Below are 21,277 nucleotides of genomic sequence, written 5' to 3'. Positions count from 1 at the left end.
TTAAAATATATTGATTAACGATAAATTATATGCTAAATTGAACTCACATTAATAAGTGAGGTGTTTCTTGATGAATCGTAAGCCGGGATCAACGGCGTTTCTGAAGGCGGTCATTATTGTATTTGCGCTGGCGGCGCTGGCCTTGTGCATCTTTGCCGTACCGGCCATCGCGGAGTTTGCCCTGGAGCTGTATCCGGGCCAGAATTACATCCAGGTGCTGGTAATGATCGATCTTTACGGGGCGGCGCTGCCGTTCTTTATAGCACTGTTCCAGGCCTACAGGCTGTTAGGCTTCATTGACCGTAATGAGGCTTTCTCGGAGAATTCGGTACGGGTGCTGAAGCATATCAAGCATGCGGCAGTGTCGATCAGCGGAATGTTCACTTTAGGATTACCGCTGTTCTATCTGCTGGCGGAGCGGGATGATGCCCCGGGCATTATTGTGATCGGGCTGATCCTGATTTTTGCTTCAATGGTCATTGCCGTATTCGCGGCCGTACTTCAGAAGCTCCTGAATGAGGCAATAGCATTGAAATCTGAGAATGATCTGACAGTCTGAGGTGATGACTATGGCGATTATAGTGAATATTGATGTGATGCTGGCGAAACGGAAGATGAGTGTGACTGAGCTTACAGAGCGCGTGGGCATCACTATGGCGAACCTGTCGATCCTTAAGAACGGCAAGGCCAAAGCGATCCGCTTCTCAACGCTGTCCGCCATTTGCAAGGCGCTTGATTGCCAGCCGGGGGATCTGCTGGAATACATACCGGACAACGGTGAACCGGAGGAGCCGGGAACGGGAGGCGGGCCGGAGTGAATCCCATAACACGGCTGCTGCATTTCGGGTATCATCAGGCGATGAGCTGTATTTTTCCTGTGGCGATCTTCGGGACGCTCATTCTTACGGAGACGTTCCGGCTGCCGTTCATCCACCGCTATGATCTGATTCTGCTGATCCTGCTTACTGTGCAGTACCTGATGTACCGGAGCGGGCTGGAGACGCTGGATGAGATTAAGGTGATCGGTGTGTTTCATGTGATTGGTCTGGTGCTGGAGCTCTATAAAATCCAAATGGGCTCCTGGGCGTACCCGGAGCCCGGCTATACGAAGCTGTTCGGCGTTCCGCTGTACAGCGGGTTCATGTACGCCAGCGTGGCCAGCTTCATGTGCCAGATCTGGCGCAGGCTGCAGATGGAGTTGACCGGCTGGCCGGGTCTGGCTTCGGCGGGGCTGCTGGGCGGCGCGATCTATCTGAACTTCTTCACCCACCACTTCATTCCCGATCTCCGCTGGTGGCTGACAGCACTGGTCGTGGTCGTATTCTGGCGGACCTGGATCATTTACCAGGTGCTGGGCAAGACGTACCGGATGCCGCTTGTACTGGCTTTTGCCATTGTCGGCTTCTTCATCTGGCTGGCTGAGAATATCGCCACCTTCCTCGGGGCGTGGCAGTACCCGGACCAGCACGAGCGGTGGCAACTGGTAGGCTTTGGCAAGATCAGCTCCTGGTTCCTGCTTGTGATTATCAGCGTGATCATTGTCGCTCAGCTTAAGCATGTCAAGGCCGGGAGGACCGGGACCAGATAGCCAGCCCGTCCAGCGGGTAACGGAAGGACGAACCGCTTCCGCCTGGAGCTGCCGGGACGAGCGTACACTCTTCCCCTTCGGCATGGAGCGCGAAGAGCTGCTCGATGTGATAGATTCCGGGCTCCGGGGCAGATTCATATAGCCTTAGCGCAACCCCGGCAGCGGTGACGGCGGTTATGGCCGCTTCGTGGACACCTGCAATTCCGTATTCTACCTTAGCAGGCTTGCCATTCAATGACCCGTAGGCGTCTATCTTGACGGCGTAGCCTTCCGAGCCGAAGCTGATGCGGCTGAGTGCCTTGACCGCGAGATTGCGGACCGTCCGGTTACGAAGCAGGCGGGTCAAGCCGGAGCGCCTCAGCAGGGCTGCGGCGGAGGTGGCGCTGCGGGAATCGAAGCAGAGCCGGGTGGAGACCGAAGGGACATTCAGGGTCAGCGGCAGGGTCACCTGATCCGAGAAAGGAAAGCGGTAGGTCCGGTGCTGCCGCAAGTCAAAGCCGAAATCAGCAGCTTTGGCTTCTGTGAAGCTGGAGACGGAACGCGGTCTGCCGTGTTCGGTGATGGTGAAATCCGCCGCGAGGTTGTCCACCGTCCACTCCAGCGCCGCCTGCCCGTGGCTGTCGCCCAGCCCCAGCATGATGGAGATATCAATTGACTCCGTATGCGCAAGCTCCCGGGCGGCCTGCGCGGTAAGCAGATTCGTTAAGCCGGGAGCGAGGCCGACACTGAGCAGGGCAGAGGCCTGGAAGCCATGCTTGACCGGGTCCAGTTGCTGTAACTTAGTCAGGAATTCTCCGTTTGCTGAGACATCTACGTAATGGGTTCCGCTCTGCAGGCAGGCTGCGGCCAGCCGGGTGTCCGCTTGGTCGAGACACATGATGACCAGCCTTGTCTTGTCCAGCAGCTGAGGGTTCATAGGCTGATCCGCTGCCAGCCGGAGCGGCTTCACATGCCCGCCGGTGCTGCGGGAGAACTCTTCGGCACGCTGCAGATTTCTTCCTGCCGCATAGACCTTGCCGGGGTACTTCTCTCCAAGAATACGACTAATCTGTGATCCCACGTGACCGTAACCGCCAATGACTATAATATCTGTTTTCATGATAGAATCCCGTCCTTTATAATATTACGCAGTATCTGCGGTATAATTAGATTAAAAATATAAGGATTTATATGTTGCAGACGATAACTTATCCTTATATTTCTCGCTGAAACGATACCGTCCTTAAAAAAGACGGCAAAGCCGTTTCCGCTTGTGTATTATTATCCGGGGATTACGGGCGATAGACTATCCCACATTTGTGGGATTTCGGAGAGGAAGGAAGATGAACGAGGCGATACGAAGCATTGCGAAGCTTGATCCGGCACGGGGCGGGCCTGACCAGGATTCGATGCAGTACCGGGAAGCGGTGATTGCCAGGCTCCGCCGGCTGGTTCCCTTTAGTGCGGCCTGCTGTACGACCGTAGACCCGCATACGCTTTTAACGACCGGGGCAGTGACGGAGCAGGGACTGGAGGCGGTGCATTCCGTGCTGCTGGAATATGAATATCTGCGTGAGGATGAGATGAACTACGCGCAGCTGGCTATAGCGGACATTCCGGTAGTCAGCTTAAGCGGAGCTACAGGCGGGGAACCGGAGCGGAGCGAACGCTACCGCAAGGTGCTGCAGCCCGCCGGATTCGGGGATGAGCTGCGCGTGGCGCTGCGCACAGGCGGGGTCTGCTGGGGGTTCCTGACCCTGTTCCGGCCGCTGGGGCAACCGCCGTTCAAGGAGCACGAATGCGCCTTGATCGCGGCGGCGGGGCCGCTGATCGCTGAACGTCTGCGCAGCTATGCCTCTGCCCTGCCGGTGACCGCAGCGGATAAGGAAGTGCCGGAGGACAACGGTATCCTGGTGCTGGATGAGCATCTGTCTCCGCAAAGCTCCAATACTGCGGCGGAGAATTGGCTGGCCCGGCTCCGGCAGAAGGAGAAGCTGGCGGAGGAGGCGCTGCCCGGAACGGTACGCGCCGTCTGCCTGCGGGTACTTGCGGAGCAGGAGAAGAAGCCTGCCGGAGCTGAACCTTCACGGGCAAGAATCTGTCTCCAGACCGGAGACGCGGCTTACTTGACCGTAACCGCAAGCCTGCTTGGCGGCCCGGAGCGGCTGCTGGCCGTGTCTTTCGTCAGCGCCCGCTCTGCGGATGTGTTCAGGCTGCTGGCCGAGGCCTTTGCCTTCACCGCGCGGGAGAAGCAGCTCGCCGAGATGCTGTCGCTGGGCTTATCGACCAAGGAGCTGGCCGAGTCGCTTCATATCTCTGCTTATACGGTGCAGGATCATCTGAAATCGATCTTCGCCAAAGCCGATGTATCCAGCCGCCGGGAGCTGATCAGCAGGCTGCTTCCGCGATAAGGGTAGAGAATCATTATTGTAGAACAAATAAGGGGAATCTCCAGCCAGGCGGCTGTGGAGATTCCCCTTGTTTCATGTCTGGGACCTTTACATAACTGGAACGGTTTCGCAACTGGCTGGAAGGAGCGCCCGAATGAACTCTTACTGGCGAAGTGTCTTCAGCGCGCCGCTCCAGGCCAAGACCTGATCCAGCATAGCATTGACGTTGGCGGCATGCAGGTCAGCCGGCTTGAACACCGAGCCGTTCTCGAAATCGGTGAACAGCGAGAGCAGCGGGTGAACACGAACGTCGGCAACGGACAATTCGCCGAGGATTCCGCGCAGATGCTCAGCGGCGCGGGCGCCTCCGGCGGAGCCGTAGCTGACGATCCCGGCAGCCTTGTTATTCCATTCTTCACGGGCAGAATCCAGTGCGTTCTTCAGTGCCCCGGAGAGACTGTGGTTATATTCCTGCACGATGAATACGAATCCGTCCAGCGTAGCCAGCTTAGCTGCCCAAGCCTGGGCTTCAGCGTAGCTGTCGCTTTCCCCAAACATCGGCAGCTTGAAGTCGGCAATATCTACGATTTCGTAATTGGCATCTCCGCGGGCGTCAGCAATTCCCTTCACCCATTGCCCTACCTGCGGGCTAACGCGGCCCTGGCGTGTGCTTCCAAGAATAATTCCGATATTAAGTGTTGTCATTGTAATTCCTCCTCGAATTTTGTTTTCCGTAATTTGTTTTGCTTGATATGTTTTTTATTATAGCTGATAACTTTAATAAAGCAAGTGAAATTTTGAAACCTAGTTAAATTTTTAGCTAAAAATTAAAACGGCCCACTTACATGCATTTTATGGGTATTAGAAATCAACTGATATGTTATTTTGCATAACATTGAATAGTTGATTTTAGGCTTGAATCCAAAATAATCAGCTGGATAATTGATTGTAATGATGAAATTAGCTTAAAATACACTCAACAAGTCAGTTATTCTGACATATAATTAAAGAATCTTATGTACCTATAATATATGGAGAGGTGGGCGCAGCCATGATAGAGGAAAAGAAACGGCAGACAGAGCTTGAACTCCCGCGTGATTGCACCTTCTCGCCTGAAGATTGGCGTATTCTGGCCCGGTACTGGTATCCGGTGGCTACGGCAGCAGAGGTACAGGATCAGCCGGTGGCGGTGAAGCTGCTGGATATGAAGCTGGTATGCTACCGCAGCGGAGGCAAGGTGGTTATTGCCCGGGATCTCTGTTTTCACCGGGGAGCCCCGCTGAGTAAGGGCTGGGTGGAGAACGGGGAGATTGTCTGCCCGTATCACGGGTTCCGCTATAACTGCGAGGGGAAATGTACTGCGGTACCGGCACATCCAAGCGCCAAAATCTCGCCCAAATTGAAACTGATTGTCTATCCGGCCATCGAACGCTACGGTCTGATCTGGACCTGCCTTGCAGATGAGCCGGAGCAGATTCCCGCCTTCCCGGCCTGGGATGATCCCGACTATATTAATATTCTGATCCCTAGCTTCGACATTGCCGGCTCCTCCGGGCGGCAGATGGAGGGCTTCCTGGATGTATCCCATTTCGCCTACGTGCATACGGCAACCTTCGGTGACCGCAATAATACAGAGGTCCCCCAGTACAAGGTGTGGCGCGAAGGGGAGACGGAGCTGGTGGCCGAATACTGGAGCACAGTCAGCAACTATGGCAAAGGGCAGGAGAATCCCGCGCCGGAAGGCTTCCAGTGGCTGCGGGAGTTCCGGGTATTCGCCCCGTTCGCCGCTTCGCTGACGGTCTATTTCCCGGATGAGGGCCGGCTGAAGATTCTGAACTGTGCTTCGCCGGTGTCGGCCCGTTATACCCGGCTGTTCTGCCCGATCTCGCGCAACTTCGACAAGAACGCCCCGATCGAGGATACCATCAAGTTCAATCTCCAGGTGTTCCAGGAGGATGCAGAAATGGTGGAGTCGCAGACGCCGGAGGATCTGCCGCTGGATCTGCAGGCTGAAGCCCACATTCCGGCAGACCGCACCTCCATTGCCTATAGACAGCTGCTAAGCAGCCTTGGGCTGGGGCAGAATTATACGTCCTGATTCATTATTTCAGTTACTTAGGCATTATTAACAGCACACGCCCGGCTGCCGAGATTAGGCTCTCTGCTGCCGGGCGTGTGCTGTTGTGTTGATTAGGTGGAAGCTGCCTGCGTAACGGAGTGTTAGCGGCAGCAGCTAGACCGTATAATTTTCCAGCGTCAGGTCCCATCTTCCATCCACAAGCTCAATTCTGTGCAGGCTGGCATAGGAAGCCGGGAATTTACTGCCCCGGTTATTCCAGTCGATCCCTTTGATGATGTGATAGATGATATTTATAACACCGCCATGTGTAACAATAATTAGGTTATCATCAGGGCCGCTGTCCGCATGCTCTTCGCAGAGCCGGGTGAAGGCCTCTTGAATCCGGGTGAAGAATTCGAGCGGACTCTCTCCGCCGGGGTAACGCTCGTCCATCCGCAGTCCTGAGAAGTATAAGCCGGGGTACCGTTCATTCACGATTTCGTTCGGCATACCGGCGATCACGCCATTATTCATCTCCCGCCAGCCCATGCTGTGCTCCAAGGGTAACTCCAGTTCTCTTGCCAGCTCGCCGGCTGTATCCAGCGCCCGCTGGAGATCGCTGCTGACTATACGTTGTATAGGGAATGAAGCTGAATTCTCTCTCAAAAAACGGCCAAGCTTCTCGGCTTGTCTGTAACCCTGGGTATTCAGTCCCCGCTGGCTCCAGCCGCCGCGATATCCTTCGTCATCCTTGCCGTGTCTTACCAGATAAATCGCCAACTGCTCTTCGGCCTCCTGTTCTATGATGCGTTAGTATGATTCCTTAAAAGATTCCTTCAAGTAGGATACCCTGCTAAGTCTATCACTCACTTTCCAGAATGTTCAAGAACAGAAGTTACAATCGAAGCAACGCAGCATGACAATACCCGGACATAGCTTACTTGGAAGGTTCGGAAACTACTTGTGGGGCGGCACGAAGACAACACGCTGCTGACTGCCCGGCGGAGTCTTCCATACTTCTTCAATCTGAGATAGCGGATAAACGATAGGGTTCGCTGTGAGCTGACCCTCTGCAATGGCATGGATCAACGCCGGGAATTCCGCCAGATATCCGGCTGGCGTGACGGACCCCTGGCCGCTGCCGATGATCTGGAAGTTGGCAGAGCGGAGTGCAGCGGAAGGAATTGCAGCTTCCGCGCCAGCCATGGAACCGATCTGAATCCAGGTTAACAGCCGGCTGCGGTCGGAACGGCGGGTTAATATCGGGAGCATAGCGAGTGCAGCAGGCTCACCCCACAGATAGTCGAGCACGATATCCACTTCGGCTGAGGCTTCGCCGAGGTTCCGGGCCACAGTCCCGGGATCTCCGGCAAGCGATATGACTACATCCGTACCAAGCTGTGTAAGTGAACTGAGCCGTTGCGGGTTCCGCCCGGCGGCGATGATCTGACTGGCTCCCATAAGCTTGGCGATCTGAACGGCCATTTGCCCGGAGTTGCCGGTAGCGCCAAGAATGAGAACCTTGAACCCGGACTTAGCCTGAATCCGGCGGCGGAGAGTCACCCAGGAGGACATGGCCGGATTCATTGCGGCGGCGATGAGCACGGGATCAGCATCTGCGGGTAGCGGGACAGCGCGGCGAAGATCGATGAGGGTCTGGTCTGCGAATGATCCCAGCGCTGTATCAGTTGCGACAAAATAGACCAGCTTGCCATCCGGGAGCCGTCCGACGCCGTCAATACCGGGGATTAGCGGCAGTTCATCCGTACTTGTGTAGTGAGATCCATTGGCTTGTGCCCGGACCCGGAGATGCAATCCGGCAGCGAGCACATCCACCAAAGCTTCGTGTTCTCCTGAAGGTACGGGAGCAGCAATCTTTTCGTATTTCGGACCTGAATCGAATGATCTTACAATAGCAGCGTACATAAATAGGCCTCCAATTTACCAGGATATTTATATCCGGGTGAGTGAATTTGTTTGTGAAACAAACTAAAAAGTTTGTAATACAAACAATATAGTTTGTATTACGTACAATGTCAACGGCTACTGTGGTACAATAGGAGCAAACAAGTCTGAAATATACAAAAGTGCGGAGTGAAATCAATGAGCAGTTACGATAATTCTTTTGATAAGCTGGATGATCTCTCGATGGTAGACAGCCTTGTGCAGCTATCCTTCCTGGTGCAAAATATCCTTGCCCGAATAGGAACGGAGCATGATCTGTCGATTATCCAGATCCGTCTGCTGGGGATACTGCGCGACCGGGAGCCGGGTATGCTGCAGCTGGCCAAGCATCTGGGCCTCGATAAATCCAGCATTACAGGGCTCGTTGACCGGGCACAGCGCCGCGGGCTGGTAGAGCGTACCGTATCACAGATTGACCGGCGGGCATTCAATGTGAGGGCTACGGAGACAGGCTGGAAGATTATTCACGAGGTCGGGGAGCAGATCGAGCGTCAGATTATGGCGGTAACCGATAGTCTTACCGGGGAGGAGCAGGCGCAGATGATTGCCCTGGCCAGCAAGATTCTGGTCACTGCTCCAGGGGTGAGCCGCTGATAAACGGTAGGGTTCTTGACGATGAAGCACATAGGAGGGATTTCCATGGACCAGGAACTGATGGATGAACTGGCGTCTCAATTCAGGAATTCGCTGAAGGTGCTGAACGCGGCCGGTGCCGAGACCCGGCAAGCCATCCTGATGGCCTTGCTGCAAGGGCCGCAAGATCCGGGTATGCGTGTAGGCGAGATAAGAGGGGCCACCCACTTTTCCCGTCCGGTCGTGTCCCATCATCTTAGAATCTTGATAGAGGCCGGAATTGTTAGCGTCCGCAAAGACGGCACCCGCAACTATTACCGGCTGGACTCTGGAAGCAAGCTGATGGTGCTCAAAAGCTTGGTGAACGGGCTGGAGAAGGTTCTGGCACAATGCGAACAAAGCAGCGATTCTCCTGTTAGGGAAGAACTGCTGCTTGAGGACTAGGCTATTACTAATCTGAACTATTAAGGTGTCTTGGTCCGCTCCGCCAGTGCAATAATGGACTTCTTATCCTGCTCGGTCAGCAGTGCCAGGAAGTGCTTGCGTATGGCCGTAGAGACTACCGGAAGTGCCTCATCCAGAATGGACCGGCCGGCGGGAGTAATGTTAATCTGTACACCCCGGTCGGTATCCAGCGGTTTTCTTTGCACCAGACCACGCTTCTCCATCCGTGTCAGATGATGGGATAGCCTGCTCTTGTCCCAGTCCATGGAGTCGGCTAGCTCCTGTTGGCGAAGCTTGCCCTCCCCGAACTGCACCAGCCTGTCTAATACTCCGAAGTCACCCTCGGATAATCCTGTTTGCTCAGACATATCCTTCACAACACGGCCGAAGATTCGTTTGTAGGAGCCTTTCCACATATTCCAAATCCGCATTTCTTCTTCGTTTAATTCGTTCATATTATCCATAGAAGAATCATATCATGGTTGACGTATCAACCACAAGGTGTTACTGTGTATTTATAAGTTGACACGTCAACCAAAGGAGAGATGTATTGTTTTGGTTGATATGTCAACCTATATCTGATATGAAGGGGTGTTTTTATTCTATGGAATATGTGAAGCTTGGAGTAAGCGGATTGGATGTATCAAGGTTAAGTCTGGGAACTATGGGCTTCGGTGTGCCGGAACGCGGCAATACGCCCTGGTCGCTGGATGAAGAGAGCAGCAGACCGATCATTAGAAGAGCAGTCGAATTAGGCATTAACTTCTTCAGTACAGCCAATATGTATTCAGATGGCACCAGTGAAGAAATACTAGGACGCGCAATCAAGGATTTTGCCCGCCGGGAAGAAGTTGTGCTGGCCACGAAGGTGTTCGTCCCCATGCGGAAGGGTCCGAATGCGATGGGTCTCTCCCGTAAAACCATAATGACCGAGATTGACCACAGCCTAAGACGGCTCGGAACAGACTACATTGACCTCTATCAAATACACCGTTATGATCCAAATACGCCCATTGAGGAGACGATGGAGGCTCTGCATGATATCGTGAAGGCGGGGAAGGCGCGTTATATTGGAGCATCTTCTATGCTGGCATGGCAATTTGCGAAGGCCCAGCATGCCGCAGAACGAAATGGCTGGACCCGGTTCATCTCGATGGAGAATAGGCTGAACTTGCTCTACCGGGAAGAGGAGAGGGAGATGCTCCCGCTGTGTAAGGATCAAGGAGTGGGCATTACTCCTTATTTACCACTGGCTGCAGGCCGCTTAACCAGAGATTGGGATCAGTTCACTGAACGTTCAGAGAAGGACCAGGTTGCCAAGGCGATGTTCGCAAGAACGGAAGAGGCGGACCGCAAAGTTGCACACAGAGTAGCAGAAGTTGCTGCTAACCGGGGGATTTCGCGCGCACAAATCGCTCTGGCCTGGCTGCTGCACAAGCAAGAGGTTACTGCTCCGGTCATCGGGTCTACCCGGATCAGCCATCTGGAAGAAGCAGTAGCGTCACTATCTGTGCAATTGACACCTGAAGAAATCATCAGCCTGGAAGAACTTTATATTCCTCATTCATTACAATAAACTATACGGATCTATGAGCGGACACTCTAGCGGTGTCCGTTTCTCGTTGAAGTTAGAAATAATGACTTCGTCTGTTATGGCAGAAGGATATCCGTTAATTAAGCCATCTTGTTCCATACAAACCTATTATGCTATAATTACTTACCGACAGACAGTCGGTCGGTAAATCAGCTATGATAAGCATATTTCCAAGCACAGGCAGAACAATCCAAGCTTCACCATAAGGAGACATGACCATGAGAGTTGTCAAAGAAGCGGAAGCCCGCAGAAATGAGATTCTGGATGCAGCCGGGGAGCTGTTCGGACAGAAGGGCTTCGACGGTACGAGCACTGGCGATATTCTGAGCAAGGTCGGCATTGCACGCGGGACGCTATATTATCACTTCAAGTCGAAGGAGGATATTATGGATGCGCTGATTGAGCGGACGAACGCCAATATCCTTCATGCCGCACAGCAGGTTGCTGAAGATAAGAGTATACCCGTCATTGAGCGGATTCTGCGTGCCGGCATGGCGCTGAACATCAGCAGCGGAAACGGCGGCGGCACGGAGATCATGGAGCATATCCACAAGCCGCAGAATGCGCTGATGCATCAGAAGATTCAGAAGGCGGTCATCCGCGGCGTCCCGCCGATTCTTGCCCCCATCATCAGCGAGGGGATAGAGCAAGGGATATTTCATACTCCCTATCCGTACGAATGCATGGAGATGGTTGTTGTTTACGCCACCACTATTTTTGATAATGACATGGTTGAAATGACGGAGGAGGAGCGAATGTCACGCATTCTGGCCTTCATCGCCAATGTGGAACGGCTGCTCGGTGCCGGGAGCGGAAGTCTGATGAGTGTGATGCAGATGTTCGGCGGCGCAGGTGAAGCCAATGTGGAGCATAGGGATGAATAGCTCCGGCACAGGGTTCGGCAGATTTCTGTTTCTGTGGTCAGGGCAACTGATCTCAGCCATCGGCAGCGGGCTCACCGCGTTCGGGCTGGGGATCTATACCTTACAGCAGACCGGGCAGGCATCGGCGATGGCGCTGGTGACCCTGCTGGCATTCATGCCTTCCCTGCTGCTAAGTCCTGTCGCAGGCGTGCTGGCGGACCGCTATGACCGCAGGCTGCTGATGGTAATTGGAGACAGTCTATCTGCCTTAGGTCTGATCTATATTCTGGTCTGCCTGCTGAATGGAGAAGCGCAGCTGTGGCAGATATGCTTAGGCGTGACCGTCAGCTCGGTGTTCTCCTCTCTGCTTGATCCCGCCTATAAGGCTACGGTAACGGATCTGCTCACCGAAGAGCAGTATACGAAGGCCAGCGGTTTTGTACAGATTGCCGGCTCCGCCAAATATCTGATTTCGCCGCTTATTGCCGGGCTGCTGCTGACAGTGTCTGATGTGAAGCTGCTGCTGATCATCGACATCTGTACATTTTTCTTAACCGTACCGACTACCCTTGCCGTCCGCAGCGGTCTGGCCTCCAAGCAGGCGGAACAGGCACAGGCCTTTATCCGGGAATTCAAAGAAGGCTGGCGAGCGGTCTCCGGGAACCGTGGGGTGCTGGTGCTGGTGATTATGACCTCGGTCATGACCTTCTTCATCGGATTCATTGAGACCTTGTCCATGCCGATGATTCTGGCGTTCTCCAGCAGTGCGGTCTTGGGGACGCTGGAGACGGTCATGGCCTCGGGAATGCTGGTGTCGAGTGTCGTGATAGGGATGCTGCGGATACAAAAGAATTTCGTGCGCATGCTGGCAGTGTCGCTTTTTTGCTCAGGAATCAGTATCGCGGTCTTCGGTCTGCGTGAGAATATTGTGCTGATTGGCGCTGCGGGGTTTATGTTTTTTGCCATGCTGCCCTTCACGAATACTGCCCTGGATTATCTGGTCCGCACCAATATCGATAATTCGGTTCAGGGTAGAGCCTGGTCACTGATCGGACTGCTCTCACAGCTCGGATTCGTGGCGGCCTATATGCTGGCGGGTGTGCTGGCAGATTACGTATTTACTCCATTGCTGGTGAGCGGCGGAGTCCTGGCGGATAGTGTGGGACGGATTATCGGCACAGGCAGCGGGCGGGGGATGGGACTTCTCATTATTATTGCCGGGCTGCTGTTAAGCGCCGCTTCGGTCATGATCTATCGGCTTAAATCCATTACAAGTCTTGAGAGCAGGGGGTAAGCTATGTTTTACCGAATAATCCGCAGCGATATCCGCACAAGCAAGGGAATCACGCTGACGACTATGCTGTTCGTAGCTGCCGCAGCCATGCTCGTCTCTCTGTCAGCCATTCTGGTCGTCAACCTGACAGGGGCCATTGATCATCTGATGACACAGGCGAAGACGCCGCATTTTCTGCAGATGCATTCCGGACAGCTGAATCAAGCCCGGCTCACGGCCTTCGCAGAGCAGAACAGCAAGGTTGAGGATCACCAGGTGCTTGAGTTCCTCAACATAGAAGGCGCGAAGATTGGTATGGACGGCCATACGCTTATTGACAGTGTCCAGGATAACGGCTTCAGCACACAGAGCAGGAAGTTTGATTATCTGCTTGATCTGGACGGGAAGGTGATTGATGTACGGGGCGGCGAGGTGTATGTCCCGATCAGTTATATGAAGGATGGCTCCATCAAGGCCGGAGGGACGGTTACCGTGGGTGACACAAGCCTCACCGTAGCGGGGTTCCTGCGGGATTCACAGATGAACTCGCTGCTCGCTTCGTCGAAGCGGTTCCTCGTCAGCCCGGCGGATTATGCAGAGCTGGCGCAGTACGGAACCACGGAATATCTGATTGAGTTCAGGCTGAAGAACCTGTCGATGCTGGGGGCCTTTGAGACCGACTATACCGCAGCGGGACTTGAGGGGAACGGCCCGGTGATTACATATCCCCTGTTCAGAGTGCTTAATGCGATTTCTGACGGGCTGATGATTGCGGTGATCCTGCTGGCGAGCGTTTTGGTCGTTATTATTGCTTTTCTATGTATACGGTTCACCCTTATGGCTACCATCGAGAGCGATTACCGGGAGATTGGTGTTATGAAGGCCATCGGCCTGCGCGTCTCGGATCTGAAAAGAATCTATCTGGCCAAATACGCAGCGATAGCCGCTCTGGGCAGCCTCCTTGGCCTCACGTTATCATTCATCTTCAGAGGTCTGCTCCTTGAGAATATCAGGCTGTATATGGGCGAAAGTGCGCATCCGGCGCTTGCCCTAGCCTGCGGTGTCCTTGGTGTAGTGCTTGTATTCCTTACTATTGTTGTCTATGTGAACAGGGTGCTGAAGCGTTTCCGCAGGATTTCGGCGGTCGAAGCCATCCGTTATGGCACATCCCAGGAGACCCGGATGGGCTCCAGACGTTTCACCTTGAGCGGCAACCGGCTGCTGAACACGAATGTCTATCTGGGGGTTAAGGATGTTGTGTCCAGAAAAGGTCTATACGCAACCATGCTTGCGGTGCTCGTCATCTCTTCCTTCCTGATGATTGTGCCCCAGAATCTCTATCATACGATTTCCTCCCGGGGCTTCATTACATATATGGGCATCGGTGACAGTGATTTGCGCATGGATATCCAGCAGACTGACCATATTGCTGAGAAGGCCGCAGAGGTTGTGCGGGTCATGGACGAGGATCAGTCGGTATCCCGCTATGCTGTGCTTACCACCCGGGCGCTTAACGTACAGCTCGATCATGGAGCCGGGGAACGGTTAAAGGTTGAGCTGGGAGACCATTCTATTTTCCCGGTGGCCTATTCGGAAGGGCGGAGACCGGAGGCAGCGGATGAAATCGCCCTGTCTGCCGTCAATGCGAAAGATCTGGGCAAAAAGCCCGGGGATTCCCTCGTCCTTCTGCTTGACGGAGAACCGCAGACGCTTACGGTAAGCGGAATTTATTCCGATGTGACCAACGGCGGTAAAACGGCCAAGGCCGTATTCACTACACGATCAGCAGAGGCGATGTGGTCTGTCATCTATGCAGAGCTGGCAGATAAGTCGCTGGTGGGCAGCACAGTCTCCGAATATGCCCGGCAGTTCAGTTATGCCAAGGTGTCAGGGATTGATGAATATGTGACACAGACCTTCGGCTCCACCATCCGTTCAGTCGGTAAGGCCGCATGGGCTGCTCTGGCCGTAATGCTGGTCCTTAATGTACTGATTACCCTGCTGTTTATGCGTATGCTTGTAGCTAAGGACCGTTATCCTATTGCTGTCATGAAATCCATGGGCTTCCGGAATTCGGATCTGACGGTACAGTATTATACGCGTTCTATATTTGTACTTGTGATCGGGATGGTGCTGGGAACCCTGCTGGCGAACACCCTGGGGCAGATTCTTGCAGGGGCTGTGATCTCCTACTTCGGGGCATCGTCCTTCAAGTTCGTGGTCCATCCGCTCTCCGCGTATCTGCTGTGTCCGCTGCTAATGACCGGTTCTGTACTCATCGGGGCGGTTACCGGAACCTCGGGCATCGGCCGCATTCAAATATCCGGCAATATTAAGGAGTAGATCAGGAAGATGAAGAAGATTATTTCGGGTCAAAATATAACCAAACAATATGGCACCGGCGCGGAGCAGCGCAAGGTGCTGGACGGAGTATCTGTCGATATTCACGAAGGTGAATTCGTCTCGGTGATGGGACCCTCAGGCTCAGGGAAATCCACGCTGATGTTTGCACTGAGCGGAATGGACCGGATCGACTGGGGCCTGGTTGCTTTTGAGGGCAGGGATCTGGGAACACTGGAGGGCGATGAGCTTGCGGATCTACGCAGAACGGAGATGGGCTTCGTATTCCAGCAGCCGACGCTGATGAAGAATCTGAACATCCTGGATAATATTATTCTGCCGTCGATGCGCGGTAACCGGCGGAAGGTTGCGGCCATTACAGATAAGGCGCAGCAGCTTATGCACAAGGCAGGGATTGCGGAGCTGGCGAAGCGTAATATTACGGAGGCTTCGGGCGGACAGCTGCAACGGGCGGGCATTTGCCGCGCGCTGATGGGCAGTCCGCGCATTATTTTCGGGGATGAGCCGACCGGTGCACTGAATCTGAAGGCTGCCGAGGAGATCATGGACCTGCTGTCCGGGATCAATGAAGAAGGTACGGCAATCATGCTGGTCACCCATGATGCCACCGTGGCGGCCAGGACGCAGCGGATTATGTTCATGTGCGACGGCCGGATCGTCGATGAGCTGCGCCTGCCGAAATACAGCGGAGGGACGCTGGAATCCCGCATGAACCGGATCACGGCCAAAATGCGGGAGATTGGGATATAATAGAGATTATTTTTGTGTATATTGAACGGCAGTAAGAGCTGAATAATGTCTGTGAGACTACGCTGGAGTTAATGGAGCATTTCACCATAACAGCATGCAACAGGATTACAAGCACATAGACTTGCAAATCGGCATTTAGTTGCTCGTAAGGTGACAATAGAGTTCACCTCTTCCTCTGAAACTGTAAAATTACTGATAGAAAAAATATTACTAAGCATGCTTAGTAATATTTTTTCTATATAATAAAATGTAACTATATTGATATTAAAGGTTTTAATGTTTAAAAAATATAATAATTACAAAGTATTCCAATATATTTGTTTTTGTGCTATATTAATTGCACAAGAAAATGTTACTAGAATTGCTTGTGAAAAAAATCTCATAACTGTTCATTATATTATTATTTTAAGAAAGAGGTGGGGAAATGAGTACACTGAAATGCCATGAGGAAATTGGGCGGTTATTCTCATTGAAACAAAAAAGTGAGATTCAACGATTAGGCAAACTTTTCTCAACGGAAACAAATAATTACTATTATGATACCGGAACGGGAAAGGTCTTACAGTTAGATGATGATTCTTTTAAAATCATGCAGTGTCTCTTTGAATTATCTGATGTTAATGATGTCAATGAGATGTTGAGCGTACAAGAAATAAACATCTCAGCTATTAATGATTTTTGCCAAACGGTTATTAATGAACAGCTATTCCGTGCATTTAAACCCGAACGGTTGTATACGCCAGGGCATAACGAACTTTTAGAGGAAAGGGTTAACAATGAGTTATCACAAGTGATTCTGGAATTAACAGGTCGTTGTAATTTGCGGTGTGGATATTGTATATATAATGAAAATTGCGATTTGAACAGAGATTTTAATCACAGTGATATGAGTCTGGAAATTGCAAAGGCAAGCATTGATTATGCGGCACAACATTCCGGAGAGAAAATAGCGGTTACCTTTTATGGAGGAGAGCCGTTACTCAAATTTGATTTATTGAAATGGGCAGTAGAATATTCTTTAGAAGCTCTTAAGGGAAAAAAAATCACATTTTCCTTGACAACGAATCTGACATTAGTGACAAAAGAAATAGCAGATTTTTTAGCGGCGGTTCCCGGTATGGGGGTAGTTTGCAGCTTGGACGGTCCTGAATATGTGCAAAACGCATATAGAAAATATGCTAATGGCGAGGGCAGTTTTTCTCGGGCAATTCATGGTCTGAAGCTGATGAGTGATGCGTTTTCTAAAAGTGAAAATTCAATCTCCATAAATGCTGTATTTGCACCGCCTTATTCGCATGAAAAGTTAAATGATATTAACTCTTTTTTCTCGGGTTTGGATTTCTTACCGCCTAATGTAGATATTAATATTGGTTATGTTGCAGAAGGTAGTCTTCCAAATACAGAAATTAAACTAAAGAACAAATATGATGCTAAGCCCAAAGTCATGGATCCTTTGTGGTCATGGTTGGAAGAATGTGCCTTAAGTCGTCCAGTAATCAGAGATCATATTAATAATATTTCTTCTTCAGGAATTGAAAGTTCGTTAATCAGCATTGAAAAACGTTATCTTTCGAATAGTCCTGGTGATTTTTATCCTTTTAATGGATGTTGTACTCCTGGAGCGCGCAGACTTTACATAACTACAAATGGAGAATTATATGTCTGCGAACGCGTAGGCAATTCACCTTCCATTGGGAACATTAAGGATGGCATTGATTTTGACCGGCTTAAAAAATACTACGTTGAGGATTATTCCGAAGGATCAATCGAGCAGTGCCAGAACTGTTGGGCAATAAGATTGTGTTCCGTGTGTTATGCGCATAACTATACAGAAACTGAATTTAACGCAAATGAAAAGAACAGAAAATGCAACTTGCGTAGAAGTGTACACCTCAAGGATCTAGTTCTTTATCATACCATGCGAGAAATCTCCCCGGAGAAGTTGGCTTTTTTAGAGCATACTGAAATTTACTGATAATATTTTTCCTCGAATTGAGAGGATTAATATAAATATTTTAATAATAGAGGAGGTGAATGGATATGCTAGTAGTTAACCCATTGTTTCGAAATCAAGATAATGCTGTGACAGCAGCGCATAGATGTAACTGTATTTGTAATGTGGATACTCCTAATCAACATGACAATACACAAGACAGAGCATGGTGGTGGTTTGTTCCAGATTGCGGATGTGGATGTAACAGCAATATTAATGAAAATAAAGAACGTAATACGACTTCAGCAAGTGATGGATCGTAGTAATCTGAACTTATAAGGTGATCTAACTTTATGTTAGCTCACCTTTATTTAATATTCTCTCATCAAGGAGATATGATTTAGCATGGCACCTAAAATATCTTTTCATCAAGAAAATAATATTTATTTTGTAAATGATGAATGTGAGGAAACGTTGGTTATTGTGTGTATTAAAGCCGGATGTGGCCAGGAACCCATGGGTGAAAATGGAGTAGCTCATTTAGTTGAGCATATTTGTCTTTCGTATCGACATTATATTCCAGAATCAACTAATGACTTCAAAATATTCAGTAGGATTCGTTTACGCTCGTCAGGAGTTACCAATTATGGACAAACTGTTTTAATGTTCTCTTTCCCCTCCCGTTTGGAAAATATTCATATATTTCATCAAATTTTAAATTTGGTTCTTGGTACTTCCATTGTAACGAAGGAAACTTTTGCAAAATCTAAATTAGAGATATTAGCTGAATGTAAACAGAAAGGATCGCAGTGGTACTGGCAGCAGGAACTTATCTCATTTATAACTGATGGACTGATCAGTGAGCTTCCAGTAGGAAAAGAAGATGAAATTATGTCATTAAACATGAGGGAAGCAGTCACATTTATTCAAAAATATTATAATCCAGATAATATGGCACTTGTATATTTTTCTGGACTTCAGATGAAGGATATTCTATCAGATCTTTACCAAGAAATACCGATAATGCAAACCGAATTGCCTAAACAATTAAATTATGATGTCGTTTTTAATTACACTAAACAACAGAAATACAACTTATCAATTTGCAGAATGGAGCATCCTTTTAATCATAAAGTAGTAGAAATCTATTATCAACAATTTTATAAGTCTCTGAATCTGAAGGCGAAATTAACAAGGATGTTATTTGAAGTCATTGCGAAGAAAAGTATTGAAGAATATGTGTCTGTATCTTCATATGCTCCTAGATGCTCGGAGATTTCAGCAACAGACAAGCATGTCTCTGATTATCTTTATTATGCTGTATTTACGCTAAACTTTAATAATATAGATGATACTTTATCTTATTTTGCAGAAGATATTGTTGACTATTTAAATCATTTATTGATCACAGAAGAGAGACTAAAAGCATCAAAAGAAAGTATTTCTCCATTTTTGTGTGAACCAGAAAAAGCGAGCAGAAGTCAAATATTTCAGAATATATCCTCGCATATTTTTTATGGTGAACCTATTCATATTACTAGCAATCAATATAATCAGTTAAAGGAATTACTCGATCAAGTAGAAGTAAATGATCTTATAAATTACAAAAATTGGATATTAAATACTCCCTGTAAAATAGTAATCTCTACCTAAAAGGTGATGATAAACTTGAGCGGTAAAATAAAACAATTGAAGCAAAATTGTTGGATTTTCGCAAAGACCCTTGTTCTGCTTTGGAAGACAAATCCGGCTAATTTCATATTTATTTTTTTTGTAGATACAATTATTGGATTAACAGTTCCTGCAAAATTGTGGGTTTGGAAAGAGTTTATAGATGCAGCAACCAAGGTTATTAATGATCCTTCAACTTCCTTGAAAAACATGTTTTTATGGTTAGCAATAAATTTTTTTCTTGTATTGCTTAGCTCTGTGTTAGGTAAGGTCTCGAATTTTGTTCAGAACCTGTATTCAGCCAATTTGAATAAAGCTATAACCGATAAAATACTACATAAAATAATGACATTAGAAATGAAAGACTTGGATGACTCATATACTTATAATCAAATACAAAAGTCCAGTGAAGAATCATTGAACAGAAGTATGAATATTATGAAAACTACGGTTAGCTTTATTAATAATATTACAGCTCTTTTTGGCATTATTGGAATTCTTGTGTTTCTAAAATCTTCTATAGTCATACTTTGCCTTATTTCAGCAGTTCCCATGTTTTATATTAGCATCAGAATTCTGAACAAATGGTTTAGTGTGTTCAATGAACGAGTTGAGAAAAATCGATTTATTAGACATTTAAAAACAATACTAGTTACAAATAATTATGTGAAGGAACTGAAGATTTCCCGTTCAGATCAATTTCTCACCAAAACTATTCTTGAAATAATGCAAAAATACATAACAGAGGATAAAAAAATTAGAAAGCGTTTTTTAATAGAAAACTCTTTGGTAGATATTATAGATAATTCGCTGATGTATATCATTAAGGTTTTTGTAGTTATTATTTGTGTAAAGAACAGCTTAACAATTGGATCGTTAACGATGTATGTAACAGCGGTGGATAACTTAAAGAGTACTGTGTCCAATATCCTTTCATTAATATCTATGGCTTATGAGAATTGTTTATATATGCAAAGTATATTTCAATTGTTAGAAATTCCTGAAGAGAGACAGGATGAAAAGCAAGAATTTCCTGTAACATTTAGTAAAATAGAATTCAGGAATGTTACCTTTAAATATCCAGGTTCAAATTATTATGTACTAAAAAATATTAATATTGAGCTTGAAGCAGGACATTCATATGCACTTGTGGGACTTAATGGATCTGGAAAAACAACATTTATTAAGATGCTTTTGAACTTATACCAACCAACTGAGGGAGATATTTTAGTTGATGGTATAAATATCAATGAGTATAACCGTTCAACTTTGTTCCGGTATGTCGCTGCTGTATTTCAGGACTTTATTCAATATCCGTTTGACGTAAAAACAAATATAGGATTAGGGAATTTGGAGGAGGTAAACAATCTGGACCAAATAATAGATGCGGCCAAAAAAACAGGAGCAGATGAATTTATATCCCGGCTTCCTGAAAAATATGAGACAAAACTAAAAAAGGAATGGTCTGGAAGTGTGGATTTATCGCTGGGTCAGTGGCAGAAGCTGGCCATTACGCGGGCTTTAATGAAGTCTTCCGCTATTCTGATTCTGGATGAGCCCACTGCATCATTAGATGTGGTTTCAGAGCATGAAATATTCAAGCAGTTTCAGGAAATGAAATTCAGTAGACTATGTATAATGGTTACTCATAGATTTGTTAATACAAGGGATGTAGACAACATTATTGTATTAGAGTCAGGAGAAATAAGAGAATTAGGCACGCACGCCGAACTGATGCAGCAGGAAGGATTGTATGCTCATCTGTACAGAATGCAGGCAGATTCATATGAAAAAGAATCTTTTCAGGAGATTCACGAAAAAGTCACAATATAAT

21 protein-coding genes are annotated in these 21,277 nt (G+C 48.8%); 16 read left to right on the top strand and 5 right to left on the bottom strand.

The features are described 5' to 3' along the window. Positions 1-70: 70 nt before the first annotated feature. Genes NST04_RS24245 through NST04_RS24235 form a run of 3 tightly spaced genes read left to right on the top strand, consistent with a single transcriptional unit; the run spans position 71 to position 1,588 of the window. Positions 71-559 carry a DUF2975 domain-containing protein gene (locus NST04_RS24245; protein ID WP_341186506.1) on the top strand — a complete coding sequence of 163 codons (489 nt, stop codon included), beginning with the start codon at positions 71-73 and terminating at the stop codon, positions 557-559. Between the two features lie 10 nt (positions 560-569). Next, positions 570-818 carry a helix-turn-helix domain-containing protein gene (locus NST04_RS24240; protein ID WP_341186505.1) on the top strand — a complete coding sequence of 83 codons (249 nt, stop codon included), beginning with the start codon at positions 570-572 and terminating at the stop codon, positions 816-818. Then, on the top strand, positions 815-1,588 hold the full coding sequence (locus NST04_RS24235) for a DUF817 domain-containing protein (RefSeq protein WP_341186504.1): 774 nt from the start codon (positions 815-817) through the stop codon (positions 1,586-1,588). Before NST04_RS24240 ends, NST04_RS24235 begins: the two co-directional genes overlap by 4 nt. Here the strand turns inward: NST04_RS24235 and NST04_RS24230 are convergent. Continuing rightward, the gene (locus NST04_RS24230; RefSeq protein WP_341186503.1) at positions 1,560-2,687 is read right to left on the bottom strand and encodes a saccharopine dehydrogenase family protein; all 1,128 of its coding nucleotides are present in this window, start codon (positions 2,685-2,687) and stop codon (positions 1,560-1,562) included. The genes NST04_RS24235 and NST04_RS24230 overlap by 29 nt on opposite strands. Before the next feature lie 223 nt (positions 2,688-2,910). On the opposite strand from NST04_RS24230, the gene NST04_RS24225 reads away from it, so the two are divergent. Then, on the top strand, positions 2,911-3,978 hold the full coding sequence (locus NST04_RS24225) for a helix-turn-helix transcriptional regulator (protein WP_341186502.1): 1,068 nt from the start codon (positions 2,911-2,913) through the stop codon (positions 3,976-3,978). 141 nt (positions 3,979-4,119) lie between these two features. On the opposite strand, the gene NST04_RS24220 is transcribed toward NST04_RS24225, so the two are convergent. Next, positions 4,120-4,662 (bottom strand): NADPH-dependent FMN reductase, encoded by a 543-nt coding sequence (locus tag NST04_RS24220; RefSeq protein WP_341186501.1) that lies wholly within the window; start codon positions 4,660-4,662, stop codon positions 4,120-4,122. 346 nt (positions 4,663-5,008) lie between these two features. Between NST04_RS24220 and NST04_RS24215 the strand changes: the two genes are divergently transcribed. Beyond that, positions 5,009-6,055 (top strand): aromatic ring-hydroxylating dioxygenase subunit alpha, encoded by a 1,047-nt coding sequence (locus NST04_RS24215; protein ID WP_341186500.1) that lies wholly within the window; start codon positions 5,009-5,011, stop codon positions 6,053-6,055. A 135-nt stretch (positions 6,056-6,190) separates the two neighbouring features. Here NST04_RS24215 and NST04_RS24210 read toward each other — a convergent pair whose 3' ends face one another. Beyond that, positions 6,191-6,796 (bottom strand): histidine phosphatase family protein, encoded by a 606-nt coding sequence (locus NST04_RS24210; RefSeq protein ID WP_341186499.1) that lies wholly within the window; start codon positions 6,794-6,796, stop codon positions 6,191-6,193. A 177-nt stretch (positions 6,797-6,973) separates the two neighbouring features. Continuing rightward, complete coding sequence (locus NST04_RS24205) at positions 6,974-7,942, bottom strand: quinone oxidoreductase family protein (protein ID WP_341186498.1); 969 nt, start codon at positions 7,940-7,942, stop codon at positions 6,974-6,976. A gap of 177 nt (positions 7,943-8,119) precedes the next feature. On the opposite strand from NST04_RS24205, the gene NST04_RS24200 reads away from it, so the two are divergent. Next, entirely contained in the window at positions 8,120-8,575 is a 456-nt protein-coding gene (locus tag NST04_RS24200) for a MarR family winged helix-turn-helix transcriptional regulator (protein ID WP_341186497.1), read from the top strand. 45 nt (positions 8,576-8,620) lie between these two features. Then, positions 8,621-8,998, top strand: coding sequence for an ArsR/SmtB family transcription factor (locus NST04_RS24195; protein WP_341186496.1), 378 nt, complete (start codon positions 8,621-8,623; stop codon positions 8,996-8,998). A gap of 20 nt (positions 8,999-9,018) precedes the next feature. Here the strand turns inward: NST04_RS24195 and NST04_RS24190 are convergent, their stop codons facing one another. Beyond that, positions 9,019-9,429 (bottom strand): MarR family winged helix-turn-helix transcriptional regulator, encoded by a 411-nt coding sequence (locus NST04_RS24190; protein WP_341186495.1) that lies wholly within the window; start codon positions 9,427-9,429, stop codon positions 9,019-9,021. A 173-nt stretch (positions 9,430-9,602) separates the two neighbouring features. On the opposite strand from NST04_RS24190, the gene NST04_RS24185 reads away from it, so the two are divergent. From NST04_RS24185 to NST04_RS24145, 9 genes are all read left to right on the top strand, one after another. Beyond that, positions 9,603-10,574 (top strand): aldo/keto reductase, encoded by a 972-nt coding sequence (locus NST04_RS24185; RefSeq protein ID WP_341186494.1) that lies wholly within the window; start codon positions 9,603-9,605, stop codon positions 10,572-10,574. A 236-nt stretch (positions 10,575-10,810) separates the two neighbouring features. Then, positions 10,811-11,476 (top strand): TetR/AcrR family transcriptional regulator, encoded by a 666-nt coding sequence (locus NST04_RS24180; RefSeq protein ID WP_341186493.1) that lies wholly within the window; start codon positions 10,811-10,813, stop codon positions 11,474-11,476. Continuing rightward, positions 11,469-12,749: an MFS transporter gene (locus tag NST04_RS24175; RefSeq protein ID WP_341186492.1), complete on the top strand. Its 1,281-nt coding sequence runs from the start codon at positions 11,469-11,471 to the stop codon at positions 12,747-12,749. The genes NST04_RS24180 and NST04_RS24175 overlap by 8 nt, the downstream gene beginning before the upstream one ends. Before the next feature lie 3 nt (positions 12,750-12,752). Further along, positions 12,753-15,071, top strand: coding sequence for an ABC transporter permease (locus tag NST04_RS24170; RefSeq protein ID WP_341186491.1), 2,319 nt, complete (start codon positions 12,753-12,755; stop codon positions 15,069-15,071). 9 nt (positions 15,072-15,080) lie between these two features. Further along, a complete protein-coding gene (locus NST04_RS24165) occupies positions 15,081-15,839 on the top strand; it encodes an ABC transporter ATP-binding protein (protein WP_341186490.1) in 759 nt (252 codons plus the stop codon). Positions 15,840-16,263: 424 nt separating this feature from the next. Then, positions 16,264-17,814: a radical SAM/SPASM domain-containing protein gene (locus tag NST04_RS24160; RefSeq protein ID WP_341186489.1), complete on the top strand. Its 1,551-nt coding sequence runs from the start codon at positions 16,264-16,266 to the stop codon at positions 17,812-17,814. Positions 17,815-17,879: 65 nt separating this feature from the next. Then, entirely contained in the window at positions 17,880-18,095 is a 216-nt protein-coding gene (locus NST04_RS24155; protein WP_341186488.1) for a hypothetical protein, read from the top strand. Between the two features lie 82 nt (positions 18,096-18,177). Then, positions 18,178-19,425, top strand: coding sequence for an insulinase family protein (locus NST04_RS24150; protein ID WP_341186487.1), 1,248 nt, complete (start codon positions 18,178-18,180; stop codon positions 19,423-19,425). A gap of 15 nt (positions 19,426-19,440) precedes the next feature. Continuing rightward, entirely contained in the window at positions 19,441-21,276 is a 1,836-nt protein-coding gene (locus NST04_RS24145) for an ABC transporter ATP-binding protein (RefSeq protein WP_341186486.1), read from the top strand. Position 21,277: the final 1 nt, after the last annotated feature.

Origin of the sequence: Paenibacillus sp. FSL H7-0756, assembly GCF_038006765.1 — a bacterium.
Classification (GTDB): Bacteria; Bacillota; Bacilli; order Paenibacillales; family Paenibacillaceae; genus Paenibacillus_AQ.
The sequence above is the reverse complement of the archived record's forward strand: the minus strand, read 5'-3'. Positions and strand labels throughout refer to the sequence as shown.